General features: G+C 32.0%; 11 protein-coding genes. 2 read left to right on the top strand and 9 right to left on the bottom strand.

All coding sequences use genetic code 11. The features are described from left to right. Position 1: 1 nt before the first annotated feature. Genes APS56_RS13875 through radC form a run of 4 tightly spaced genes read right to left on the bottom strand, consistent with a single transcriptional unit; the run spans position 2 to position 3,317 of the window. Positions 2-565 (bottom strand): hypothetical protein, encoded by a 564-nt coding sequence (locus APS56_RS13875; RefSeq protein ID WP_054729506.1) that lies wholly within the window; start codon positions 563-565, stop codon positions 2-4. Between the two features lie 38 nt (positions 566-603). Continuing rightward, positions 604-1,293 carry a YjjG family noncanonical pyrimidine nucleotidase gene (locus tag APS56_RS13870; protein WP_054729503.1) on the bottom strand — a complete coding sequence of 230 codons (690 nt, stop codon included), beginning with the start codon at positions 1,291-1,293 and terminating at the stop codon, positions 604-606. Then, positions 1,283-2,584 (bottom strand): polysaccharide deacetylase family protein, encoded by a 1,302-nt coding sequence (locus APS56_RS13865; RefSeq protein ID WP_054729501.1) that lies wholly within the window; start codon positions 2,582-2,584, stop codon positions 1,283-1,285. Before APS56_RS13865 ends, APS56_RS13870 begins: the two co-directional genes overlap by 11 nt. A 34-nt stretch (positions 2,585-2,618) precedes the next feature. Then, entirely contained in the window at positions 2,619-3,317 is a 699-nt protein-coding gene (gene radC, locus APS56_RS13860) for a RadC family protein (RefSeq protein ID WP_054729498.1), read from the bottom strand. Between the two features lie 194 nt (positions 3,318-3,511). On the opposite strand from radC, the gene lpxD reads away from it, so the two are divergent. Both lpxD and APS56_RS13850 read left to right on the top strand, forming a co-directional pair. Continuing rightward, positions 3,512-4,507 (top strand): UDP-3-O-(3-hydroxymyristoyl)glucosamine N-acyltransferase, encoded by a 996-nt coding sequence (gene lpxD / locus APS56_RS13855; RefSeq protein ID WP_054729495.1) that lies wholly within the window; start codon positions 3,512-3,514, stop codon positions 4,505-4,507. Between the two features lie 39 nt (positions 4,508-4,546). Further along, entirely contained in the window at positions 4,547-5,485 is a 939-nt protein-coding gene (locus APS56_RS13850; protein ID WP_054729493.1) for a DUF6807 family protein, read from the top strand. 98 nt (positions 5,486-5,583) lie between these two features. On the opposite strand, the gene APS56_RS13845 is transcribed toward APS56_RS13850, so the two are convergent. The 5 genes from APS56_RS13845 to APS56_RS13825 all read right to left on the bottom strand — a co-directional run bounded on the left by APS56_RS13845 (position 5,584) and on the right by APS56_RS13825 (position 12,473). Beyond that, entirely contained in the window at positions 5,584-6,312 is a 729-nt protein-coding gene (locus APS56_RS13845; RefSeq protein ID WP_054729490.1) for an energy transducer TonB, read from the bottom strand. Between the two features lie 174 nt (positions 6,313-6,486). After that, positions 6,487-9,468, bottom strand: coding sequence for a protein translocase subunit SecDF (gene secDF, locus APS56_RS13840; RefSeq protein WP_054729486.1), 2,982 nt, complete (start codon positions 9,466-9,468; stop codon positions 6,487-6,489). A gap of 130 nt (positions 9,469-9,598) precedes the next feature. Next, positions 9,599-10,237, bottom strand: coding sequence for a hypothetical protein (locus APS56_RS13835; protein ID WP_157757678.1), 639 nt, complete (start codon positions 10,235-10,237; stop codon positions 9,599-9,601). Positions 10,238-10,310: 73 nt separating this feature from the next. Next, positions 10,311-11,237 carry a malate dehydrogenase gene (gene mdh, locus APS56_RS13830; protein ID WP_054729479.1) on the bottom strand — a complete coding sequence of 309 codons (927 nt, stop codon included), beginning with the start codon at positions 11,235-11,237 and terminating at the stop codon, positions 10,311-10,313. Positions 11,238-11,456: 219 nt separating this feature from the next. Then, the gene (locus APS56_RS13825; protein ID WP_054729476.1) at positions 11,457-12,473 is read right to left on the bottom strand and encodes a DUF6588 family protein; all 1,017 of its coding nucleotides are present in this window, start codon (positions 12,471-12,473) and stop codon (positions 11,457-11,459) included. Positions 12,474-12,550: the final 77 nt, after the last annotated feature.

The following is a 12,550-nucleotide window of genomic DNA, read 5'->3' as shown; positions in this document are numbered from 1 at the left end:
TTCATATTTCTTCTTTATAATTGAAATAAAAAACACCTTTAGATTTTAAATCAATTTTACCCATTGTATTAGCATCAATTGGCAAACCAGGTAACATGGTAAGAGTATACACAAGCTTAGTTGTACGTTTGAATGCAACCAGAGAACTTCCTTCAAAAACTTCGGTATGCTTAGTTGTAACCTCGGTATTTGTAGGAGATGCTGGAGCAGTGACGGTAAAACTGTGTAGTAATTGGTCTGTATTGTTAACAAAATCAATTTGCAAATCGTAAGCTCTATTTATAGAGTTTATAGTTTCTAAAACAAATTCCGATTTAATTAAATTATCGTCTATAAAGCTATTATTAAATACTTCAAGAACAACAAAATCTTGAACAATTGACAACTCATTCCCTCCTATGAAAAATTCTCCTGCTGAAGCGTTGAAAAAAATCAAACTTGTTTCAACAATTGGGGATACTTCAAAATCATTTACCTGATTAAAATCCACATCCTTTGTACATCCTACAAATAAAAAGTTTAAGAGGAAAAATATGTAATAATGAAAAAAAGCTTTTTTAACCATGAATTATATTAACGGAAATTTTCATTTAATAGTGTGATTTATAAATAGTTTTTTAATTGGATTAAATTACTAATCTGTTTAACCTCAACTTCTGAATTTTCTTTATTAGTTCCAAAAAAAATAACCTCCATACCTACATTCATAGCGCCTATTATATCAGCTTCAAAACCATCACCAATCATAATACTAGTTTTTGCTGAAGTTTTGGCACAATCTAAAGCATGATTAAAAATTTTAGGGTTTGGTTTTTTAACGCCAATACTTTCTCCATTAGTAACTGTTTTAAAATAATGCTGAATGTTTGAGTTTTCTAATTTTTTATTCTGAACTTCATGAAACCCATTAGATATAATATGAAGCCGATACTTTTGTTTAAGATAATCTAATACTTCAATGGTATTTTCATATAAATAATTGTAATTGGTAAGATGTTCTATATAATCTTTTGATAGTTTGTTAATTATTTCGGGCAAGATTGGATGATTTATTGCCATAAATGTATCGTTCAATCTTTTAAAACGCAGCACTTCTTTGTCTATTTTTTCATCTCTAAACAATTTCCAATAATTAAAATTTATAATGATATAATGATGTAAAAACATATCTATATCAACCTCAATCTTATTTAGTTCAAAAATAGTTTTAAATGTTAATGCAGAATTCTTATCAAAGTCCCAAAGAGTATGGTCTAAGTCAAAAAACACATCTGTAATACCTTCAATTTTCATTTGACGATTCTAATATCATATTAAACAATTCTTTAAATCCTTTCCATCGTTCTGCATCACTGAATGTATAGTTATGGAAAACGGGAACAAATTCACCATTTACTTTTTTTATTTTTTTAATCAATTCATTTAAAACCTGCTTTTTATCCAAAAGTGAACGTGTTTTCAATAAAGCATAATCCATAACATGGTAAGGACAAATCTTTAATGGTGTTTGCACTTCATAATCTAAATCGTAAAATAAAAAAGGAGTACAAGAACCGGCTCTAAAACCAATATAATTTACATATCCCATGGTATAATCTTCTTTTATTTCTAATTCCACAAGATGCCGGTAAGATTCTGGAAAATTAAGTCGTGAATATGACTGTCTAGATGCTTTTAAAGAGTTATTAATTATAGATTCCATTTGTACTTTTTCTTTTTTTAGCACATCTATTTTATCTGTTGCAAAAAAAGAAATTTTCAAACCGACATGACAATAATCTGCTACTTGTTTTATAAGTGAAACAAATTGCTTTTTATTAATATTAATACCTTTATCATAGGTAGAATAATCTCCTATTAAAAAGAAAAATAAAAATTTATAGGAGCTGCTTTTTTGCTTATTAATAATATATTTAAAAGTATCAAATGGATCGTGCTGAAATCCCAAAATGACCATAAATCTAATGTATAATCTTTTAAATTTAAACTGGGATAAATCTTTTAGAGTACCTCCTAAGGTGCGCATAATGCCTTTTTGATAAAAACTATAGGCACTTGGCACATCAATTATAGGTTTGATTCGATATTTTTTTTCAGAAAAAACATATTCCGAAAACCTGTTTTGTAAGGCGGCTTTAAATTTATATGCCCAAATATCTACCACTGGCTGATTTAAAAACCCATATCTATAGGCAATACTTTCAGTAGCTACATACCTTCCATATTCGTCTTTTACATGTGGTAAATATTCTTCGTATCTAGATAGTAAATAAAAAGATGCAGCAAATATATCAAACGGCAATCCACTTTTATCACCATTAAAAAAGAAACATTTGGTATCATCCCAACTTTGTACATTAATCTCTACATCAGACAAGCCTTGTTCAAACAACAAATCATGACTTTTTATAAAAAACTCATTGCCTAAATGTTGTTTGGTATACGACATCTTTAAGCTATCATGTGTAATAAACTCTTCAATCTTGCTTGTAAAAGAAACTTCTAAGCCTAAAACTCTCGTACAAACATGTTTGAAAACATATTTTAATCGAGGGGTTATTTTATGTGTGTAAACTAATAGCATTTTTTTTATATTCAATTTTCAAACAACAAATGGCTTATAAAATATTTTCATCTGCAAAACTAAAGTATGCCTTTTCAGTAACTATAAGGTGATCTAAGACTTTTATATCTAAACTTTCAGCGGCTACTTTCAATTTATTGGTTAATAGTTTATCGGCTTCACTAGCAATTAAAGTCCCGGAAGGATGGTTATGAACTAAAATCAAGCCCGTTGCCCCAAGTTCAAGTGCACTTTTTAATACCAAACGCACATCTACTAAAGTCCCTGTTATCCCGCCTTTACTCAATTGTCTTTTTTGAATTACTTTGTTAGAATTATTCAAATAGATAATCCAAAACTCCTCATGTTCTAATTCGCCAATTATAGGTTGCATCAATTCAAAAACCGATGTACTTGATGTGATTTTCTTCTTTTTAAGTGCCTCCTCGCCTCTTCGTCTTCTACCTAATTCCAAAGCTGCAGCAATACTTATAGCTTTTGCTTCTCCTACACCTTTAAATGTCATCAGTTGCTTTAAAGACAGCTTACCTAGATCACTCAAATTATTGTCAACACTGGCCAAAATACGTTTGCATAATGCTACAGCGCTCTCATTTCTATTACCAGAACCGATTAATATTGCTACCAACTCAGCATCACTTAAAGCTTCCTTACCTTTATCCCGAAGTTTTTCGCGCGGTTGATCATTGTGCGACCAATTTTTTATTGAAAAAGAAGATTGTTTTTCTTGCATATGATAAATCTACATATTTTTTCGTTTTTAATATTGAATCATAGATTAAATTAACATTGATACTCTTATATAATAAACTCTGTGTCATTTAAAAACGAGTAATTATCATCTATAAAAAAACTAAAATTATAAAAAACTACTATTTTATCATTTTTAGTTTAGTTTTACAAAACAAACCATATAATCCTTTATCATTGAAAACATCTTATACCGTTAAAGAACTCAATACTATACTAAAAGGTAAATTAATAGGAAACACTTCGCAACTCATTGAAGGACCTGAACAACTCAAAAAAGCAAAAAGCAATCAAATTACTTTTATAGGAAGTACAAAATACACTAAACTTTGGGCAGAATCTAAAGCCTGTGCTGTAATTATAAATGACAATCTAACTTTAGACCCAGGCGATAATCGAGCCATTATTAAAGTAAAAAATGCCGATTTAGCAATGGCAAAAATATTAGAATTATTTAATCCTCCTTCACCTGTGTTTGAAGAAGACATACATCCAACAGCTGTTATACACGATACTGCTAAAATAGGTGTAGGATGCAAAATTGGAGCCCATTGTTATGTTGGTAAAGATGTGGTTTTAGGGAATAGTGTGGTTTTATATCCTAATGTTTGCGTATATGATGAAACCATTATTGGAGACAATACAGTGGTTTGGTCTGGAACAGTTATTAGGGAACGTTGTATCATTGGAAACCATTGTATTTTTCATACAAATGTAAGTATTGGTGCTGATGGTTTTGGATATCGCCCAAGCGATGACGGAAGAGGATTAGTTAAAATACCTCAAATTGGCAATGTTATAATTGGTCATTATGTTGAAATTGGTGCCAACTCATGTGTAGACCGTGCTAAATTTAGCTCTACCATCATTGGAGATGGCTGTAAAATAGATAATTTAGTGCAAATTGCTCATAACAGCGTCATGGGACGCTCTTGTATTATGGCTGGACACAGTGGACTCGCTGGTTCCGTAACTTTAGGAGATGGTGTTATTATAGGAGGTAGTGCTTCAATAAAAGACCACACTACAATCCATTCTGGAGCAACAGTAGGTGCAGGATCTGGTGTTGTTGGAGATGTAGAAGCGGGAAAAACCGTTTTAGGCTATCCTGCACAAGACTCTAGAGAAATGCTTAAACAATGGGTTGCTGTGCGTAGATTAGTAAAAAAATAACGGCCCCATCTAAAAACAACCATCCATTCATATTCAGCTATGAATTTATATTACATTACTTTTTGTTTTATTTTTATTTCTAATGTTATTAGTGCTCAAAAGGTTGATTTAATAATTAAAAATGACGCTGCATATTTTTTAGAAGAAAAGGACAGCATATTAAATTATCAAATTGCTGAAAAATCTTTAAATGGCACTTACACAAGAACTAATTATATTCATCCATTATATACTTTAGATGGAGAAATACTTACTGAAGATTTTCCCCCAGACCATTATCATCATAGAGGTGTTTTCTGGGCTTGGCATCAATTATATGTAGGTGACAAAAGAATTGGAGATGCTTGGTTAATAGATGATTTTTCATGGGAAGTCATTAACGCTATACAATTAAAGCCTGAAGAAAAGTCTACAATTTTAAAAGTAGAAGTATTATGGAAATCGCCACAATGGAGGAGTAAAAGTGGTAAACAGAAACCTTTAGTAAAAGAGATAACTAAATTAAAAGTATATCCTCTTAAAGAAAATTATCGACAAATAGATATTGAAATATCTATCCAAGCCCTTGAAAAAAACATGCGTATTGGTGGTTCAGAAGATGCTAAAGGCTATGGAGGATTTTCACAAAGACTTAAGAATGTTGAGAATATTAAATTTACTGGTTCTCAAGGAAAAATAGAACCAACTCTTTTGCCTGTTGAAGCAGATGGCTGGATTGATATTTCTGGCCCTTTTGACCAAGACGATAATTTATCTGGCCTCAGCATTTTAAGCCACCCTAATAATCCTGGGTTTCCAAACCCTTGGATTTTACGCTCAAAAAACAGTATGCAAAATGCTGTTTATCCTTTTCCTGGAAAAAAGGCAATCCCTTTATCTGAAACTCATCCAACAATTTTACGTTATCGCCTACTCATCCACAGAGGAGAAGCTAACCAAATAGATATTGCTTCGAAATATGTAGAATTTCAAAAATAAATTATTCACGAAAATTTAGAAAAACTAATAACTAAAACAAAGCAACCATAATAACATTGGTTGCTTTGTTAAATTTAAATGTATTTTGAAATTAAAAATTAATTCATTCGAAACAATATAGGAACGCTATAAGCAACTTTTACAGGCTTACCTCTCTGCATACCTGGTTTCATTTGAGGTAGTAAACCTAAAATACGCTCTGCTTCATTTTCTAATATTTTATCCGGCCCTCTAGATCGAAGTCCGGTAACCTGTCCATTGGTATCAATAACAAATATTACAGAAACCCTACCTTCTATCTCCATATTTAAAGCTGGTTCTGGATATACAAAATGTTTAACAATATGTTCTTGTATTTTTCTTTGGAAACACGCTTTAATTTCTGCACGCGTGCCTTTTTCACAACCAGGAAAAATAGGTACTTCTTCAATTACTGCAAAAGGTACTTCTACATCTTCTTCAACACCTTCAACATAAATATCTGACACACTTACTACAGGTTCCTTAATCTTTTCATCTTGGTCTGTTTCCGTACTTTCTATAAAAGTTTCTTCAACAACCACTTCATCTTCTACAACCTTAATATTTTCAACAGTTGCTACTGGTGGTGGAGGTGGTGGTGGAGGTGGTGTATTAATATTAATAATTGGTATATCCTCTTCCACCTCTGAATCCATACTTAAAACACCAATATCAACATCTTCAATATCATAAGTTTTAAATTCTAAAAGCTGCCATGAAAGAAATAACATAACATTAAGTCCGATGGCAAAATAGAGACCGCTACTCCGGCTAATCTCTATTTCTGGGTTCTTTTTTTGTATCATGACTCATCGTTTTTATACCTTTAAAGTTATAAGAAAACAACAATATTAACTATGATTTTGGTCAGTTTTAAAGCATAGCTTTCCTTTATCTTACTTCAATAAAAATCTGGATTAGTCAAAAAAAAAGCCTATCAACTAAATAGTTGACAGGCTTTTTTACAAAGAAAATGAAAATTAGTTTTTCTTATCTTTCTTTGCTAATTTATTCACAGAATCATACATAATTGGTGTTGCAATAAACAGCGATGAATAGGTTCCTACAACAACCCCTACTATTAAAGCAAACATAAATCCTCTTATAGAATCGCCACCAAAAATAAAGATTGATAATAATACTACCAAAGTTGTTAACGAGGTGTTTAAAGTTCTACTTAAAGTACTACTCAGCGATGTATCAACCACCTTATTAAACTCCCAGCTTGTATGCTCGCCAAAATATTCACGTATTCTATCAAATACTACTACGGTGTCATTTAAAGAATACCCAATAACCGTTAATATAGCCGCAATAAAAGCTTGATCAATTTCCATACTAAATGGCATGAAAGCATAGGTTAGCGAAAAAATACCTAATACAATTAGCACATCATGAAAAACTGCTGCAACAGCACCTAATGAATATTGCCATTTTTTGAAACGGAATAAAATATACAAGAAAACAACTATCAATGAACCTAAAACCGCCCAAAATGATGCCTGTTTAATATCATCTGCAATGGTTGGACTCACTTTAAAAGATTCCAATAAACCTACTTGTTTATTTTCATCATTAAGATCAATAAACTGTTCATAATTTAAACTTGGCATATACGATTGAAGTGCGTTGAAAAGCATCGATCTAATCTCTTCATCAACATCTGTTCCTGTTTCATTAAACTTATATTTAGTAGTAATTTTAAGTTGATTAGCATCTCCAAAAGTTTTCGCATCGGCACTTCCAAAAACTTCACTCAAGTTTGCAGTTACCTCAGAAGGATTCATATCTTGAGCAAAACGCACCAAATAAGTTCTACCACCTACAAAATCAATACCTTGATCCAAACCATTAGTAAACAAAGAGCCCAAACCTACAATAATAATAGTTGCAGAAATGATATATGCAACTTTTCGTTTTTTAAGGAATTCAATATTAATGTTTCTGAAAAGATTTTTTGTAACTGCCGTAGCAAACGCTAATTTACCTCCTTTATTTGAATACCAGTCTACTAATAATCTCGTAATAAAAATAGCTGTAAATAGCGATGTAAAAATACCTATTAACAATGTTGTAGCAAATCCTTTAATAGGTCCTGTTCCAAATACAAATAAAATTAATGCTGTTAAACCTGTTGTAATATTAGCATCTAAAATAGATGATAGTGCATTACTAAAACCATCTTGAATGGCTTCCTTTTGCCCTTTACCTTTGGCTATTTCTTCACGAATTCGCTCAAATATAAGTACATTAGCATCTACTGACATACCAATGGTTAAAACAATACCTGCTATTCCGGGCAATGTTAACACTGCTCCTAGTCCAGATAAAATACCGAAGATTAATAATATATTTAATCCCATGGCAATATCTGCAAACCCACCAGCTTTACCATAGTAAACAATCATCCACACTAATACCAATGCTAATGCAATCATAAACGACATGGTACCGCTATCTATAGCTTCTTGACCTAATGATGGCCCTACTACCTCACTTGAAATAATATCAGCAGATGCTGGTAATTTACCAGCTCTTAATACGTTGGCTAAGTCTACCGCTTCATTTAATGTAAAATCCCCTGAAATCTCAGAATTTCCTCCTGAAATTGGCCCAGAAGTTACTCCTGGAGCTGAATACACAATGTTATCCAACACAATAGCTATTTGACTTTGTTGATTATAAGCTTTTCCAGTCATTTCTTCCCATAACTTAGCACCTTTTGCATTCATTTGCATAGATACCGTTGGTTTATTAGTAGGTCCAAAAGATTGTCTTGCATCTGTTATAACAGCTCCACTCAATTCTGGTTCATTTTCTCTGTTTCCAATTAAAGCGTATAAATCAACTATTTCGCTGTCCTTATTAGGCTTACCAAAAGCAAACTTTACATAACGCTGCTCCACTGGCAACAAGGCTCTTACTTGAGGCATGTTTAAGTAATTAAGCACCGTTTCTTTATCTTTAACTTCAAAACTCGCAATAACAGGTCCTCCTTGATAGCCTTGACCTCTAATTAAATCGAAAATAGGGTTAACTTCTGCTACTGCAGTAGAATCTGTTGCTGCATTTCCTAAAAGATCATCAATTTTGTTATCCTCTTCTGATTCTTGGCTTTCTGTTTCTTCATCTGCTGCTTTAGTATCTACAAGTCCTTTTAAGGTTTCGTTTGCTTCAACTAAAAATGGGAAAAAAGTTTCCCCTTTGTAAGCATCCCAAAATTGTAATTGTGCTGTAGTGGTAAAATACTCTTCTGCTCTTTTTACATCCTTAACCCCTGGTAGTTCAATTAAAATACGTCCAGAATTCCCTAAACGCTGAATGTTAGGAGAAGTTACCCCTAATCCATCAATACGTTTACGCAACACTTCAAATGCAGAAACAATAGATTCATCTATTTTTGTTGAAATGATAGATTTAACCTCATCATCAGACATGGTTCCTGAAATCTCACCATCTAATTCTCTAGTATAAAAAATATCTGGAGATGCTAATTTTGTATCGCCTTTAATAGCATCAAAAGCAATAAAGAAATCTTCTAAATAAGTATTTTGACTGTTTTTCTGAATTTCAGAAGCATCCTCTAAGGCTTTATTAAAAACAGGGTTTCCAGTGTGATTTGCTAATCCTTTCAAAATATCTTTTACTGATATTTGCAGAATAACATTAATACCACCTTTTAAATCTAAACCAAGATTCATAGCCTTTTCTTTCACATCATTGTATGTGAATTTTGCAATACCTATATTAAAAACGGTATCTGTAGCTATTGATTCTAAATAGCTAGCCTCTTCTAAGCTACGTTTTTCTCTGTAATCCTCTTCGGTTTCAGAAATTTTACTAATAGCCATTTCATTGGCATTACTTTCAATTTGATTGGCTTTAAATGTGAATGATAATTGGTAAATACTTACCAAACCAAACAAAAGGGCAAATAGTTTTACTAATCCTTTGTTTTGCATTATTTTATGTTTTTAGGTCAATTGTTTATCCCGAATTTTCGGGCGGGCAAATATATCATTTACCTTATAATTTGACAATTTTTAAATTAAATAAGATTTGATAGCTTTTTATTAAAAATGAAAGCTATACTTAAACGCTATGAAGATTATTAACCATAGGTCCTGCTCTAACTTCGGGAATGCTACGAGAGGTATCATCTATGGACAATGCCATATTTCGATTTACTTTATATGCTATTTTTGAAACACCTTCTTGCCCTTCAACATCTAATTCTATAAAGGAAACAAATACATTACAATTAAAACAGTGATTGCTTTTAGTTTTTAATTCAGGAACTGGTGTTCCATTTAAATCCCAATCAGAATCATGCTTTTTTTGAATTTCATGAACATCTAAATTATAAGCGATTGTGTTTTTGTCAGATGGTAATTTAGATTCTTGCTCACTATGATTAAAAGGTGTGTAATCAAGTGTTAAATGCTTCTCTTGAGATAGAGACTGTTTTATGATAGCAACCTCAGAATCACTATAATAAGTTATTGTAACACTTCCTGCTTCAAATTCTTCAATTTGAATATTTTTAACTCCTAAATTTTGCAATTGAGCTTTTACAATCTCAAGCGTATTTTGAGTTTCTTCAGTAGAGACCGCCGAATCTGCAAACTGTAAAACAATTTCCTGATTTGGCACAGAAATTTGCTGTTCACTTACAATACCTATTAAGGTAAAAATAAAAATTATTATACTAATATACCATCTCGGCTTCATGCGCCAAATATAAAAAAATAAAGACTGTATTTCTACAGTCTTTACATAAATATATATTTTAAGAATTTTAATACTATAATTCCAATAAAGCATTTACTTTACCAACACCTTCTGCACTTTCTTTCATGCTTGCTTTTTCAGCATCATTTAGATTGATTTCAACAATACTTTCGATACCATTTTTCCCAATAATAACAGGTACTCCTATAGAAATATCATTTAAACCATATTCTCCTTCCAGTAATACTGAACAAGGGAATACTTTCTTTTGATCACAAGCAATAGCTTGTACCAAGCCACTTACAGCTGCACCTGGAGCATACCAAGCAGACGTTCCTAATAATTTAGTAAGTGTTGCACCACCAACTTTAGTGTCTTCTAATACCTGAGTTAATCTCTCAGCCGATAAAAATTCAGAAACTGGCACGCCTGCTCTTGTAGCCAAACGTGTTAATGGAATCATACCAGTATCACTATGACCGCCAATTACCATTCCATCTACATCACTAATAGGACCTTCTAAGGCTTCAGCCAATCTATATTTGAAACGAGCTGAATCCAAAGCTCCACCCATACCAATAATTCTGTTTTTTGGTAAGTTAGTTGATTTGTGAACCAAATACGCCATCGTATCCATTGGATTACTTACAACAATAATAATGGTGTTTGGTGAATGCTCTATAAGACTTGAAGATACTGCTTTTACAATACCTGCATTAATCCCTATCAATTCTTCACGAGTCATTCCTGGTTTACGAGGAATCCCCGAAGTAATCACACAAATATCACTATTTGCAGTTTTGCTGTAATCATTTGTAATACCTGTAATTTTTGTATCAAACCCGTTTAATGAAGCGGTTTGCATTAAATCCATAGCTTTACCTTCCGCATAGCCTTCTTTAATGTCTAACAAAACAACTTCGCTTGCAAAATCTTTAATAGCAATATACTCTGCGCAACTTGCACCTACTGCTCCTGCACCTACAACTGTAATTTTCATGTATTTATTTTTATATGTTAATGATCTAAAATTATCTGAATGAAAAAAATTAATCTTTTATTATACAAATATCGTAAAAAGTATGATAAAATTTTATGATTTTCGTCATGCAAAACTACAAATTAAAACACTGTAAATAAAAAAAGTGCCAGAATAAATCTTGCACTTTTTTAAACAACTAACTAAATATAAACTAATAAAACTCAATATTATTCTTCGTTATCTAAATCCAAAGTTTAATCCTAATGAAAAGGCATTAAATTCAGCCATATGGTATTCGGCATTCAGTCTAAAAAACCCTAACTTTAATTTTGTTCCAACAGTACCTCTCACACTTGAAACTTCACTTGAAACTGAAAAAGGGTCAACAATAGAATCTGAGGTTAATATCCCGTTTGTTACTCTATACGTACCTAACAAATCAGATTCTGATTTCCCTTTGATATATCCTAATCCTCCATAAAAATTAATAACAGGTAATTTGGTTGAAGCAATCAATTGAAATAACCAAGTATCCGTATTATTTTCAACATGCTGATTTTCACCTTGAATACCTGATGATTCCGTCAAATCATACGAACCATTTAAATGGGTGTAAGCAACCAATCCTGAAATAGCCACTGGTAACAATTTATCTGCTGGCAACCATTTGGTCATTTCAAACTGAAGTCCTGCTCCATACAAACTTAAAGACACATCATCGGTATCAATTTTGGGAACAAAACGTGCCTTTAGTTCAATGCCATGACTGAGCCCTAATGCTCCTTGAATAAAAGCTGTTGGTAACAAATCTGCGGTTCCAGAACCTATACCACTTGGTAATTCTATGGTTTCTGTTTGATTTCCAAAAATTGGGTCATTATACTCTACCTCTATGTAAATTGAAGGGTCATTCTCTCCTAAAATTGTTGATACTGCTTGAGTATTAGAACCAGAGACAAACTGAATATTTTCATAATCAGCTACGTTTAAAGTAAATATTTTATTTTCATCTTTAACAGATGAGGCATTAGCAATAATAGATAGCTCAAAACCACCTAAGGGTTTAGCGTCTGCCGTATTAAACCATCCTGCATTCATACTATGCATAAGACCGTTAGTTCCTGGTGCTAAATAATCATTAGAAAATCGCTTAGCATCATCAACTCCTGCTGCTAACAAAGCATCAATATCACTTTGTGCTTTCATACCTGTAGCTACAAAACAAAACAATAATAATAAGGTTATTTTTTTCATCGAATTAAATTTGGGAATAACAAACATAGTAAAAATTTTCGACACAACGCTTTTTGTCGTCAAAAAATAACACTTTG

The organism is Pseudalgibacter alginicilyticus, assembly GCF_001310225.1.
GTDB classification, from domain to species: domain Bacteria; phylum Bacteroidota; class Bacteroidia; order Flavobacteriales; family Flavobacteriaceae; genus Pseudalgibacter; species Pseudalgibacter alginicilyticus.
This window is presented reverse-complemented; position numbering and strand designations above follow the sequence as displayed.

Excerpts from the sequence above, each read along its gene's own strand:
- APS56_RS13875 (WP_054729506.1), bottom strand. The coding sequence starts at position 565 with ATGGTTAAAAAAGCTTTTTTTCATTATTACATATTTTTCCTCTTAAAC.
- APS56_RS13870 (WP_054729503.1), bottom strand. The coding sequence starts at position 1,293 with ATGAAAATTGAAGGTATTACAGATGTGTTTTTTGACTTAGACCATACT.
- APS56_RS13865 (WP_054729501.1), bottom strand. The coding sequence starts at position 2,584 with ATGCTATTAGTTTACACACATAAAATAACCCCTCGATTAAAATATGTT.
- radC (WP_054729498.1), bottom strand. The coding sequence starts at position 3,317 with ATGCAAGAAAAACAATCTTCTTTTTCAATAAAAAATTGGTCGCACAAT.
- APS56_RS13850 (WP_054729493.1), top strand. The coding sequence starts at position 4,547 with ATGAATTTATATTACATTACTTTTTGTTTTATTTTTATTTCTAATGTT.
- APS56_RS13845 (WP_054729490.1), bottom strand. The coding sequence starts at position 6,312 with ATGATACAAAAAAAGAACCCAGAAATAGAGATTAGCCGGAGTAGCGGT.
- secDF (WP_054729486.1), bottom strand. The coding sequence starts at position 9,468 with ATGCAAAACAAAGGATTAGTAAAACTATTTGCCCTTTTGTTTGGTTTG.
- APS56_RS13835 (WP_157757678.1), bottom strand. The coding sequence starts at position 10,237 with ATGAAGCCGAGATGGTATATTAGTATAATAATTTTTATTTTTACCTTA.
- mdh (WP_054729479.1), bottom strand. The coding sequence starts at position 11,237 with ATGAAAATTACAGTTGTAGGTGCAGGAGCAGTAGGTGCAAGTTGCGCA.
- APS56_RS13825 (WP_054729476.1), bottom strand. The coding sequence starts at position 12,473 with ATGAAAAAAATAACCTTATTATTATTGTTTTGTTTTGTAGCTACAGGT.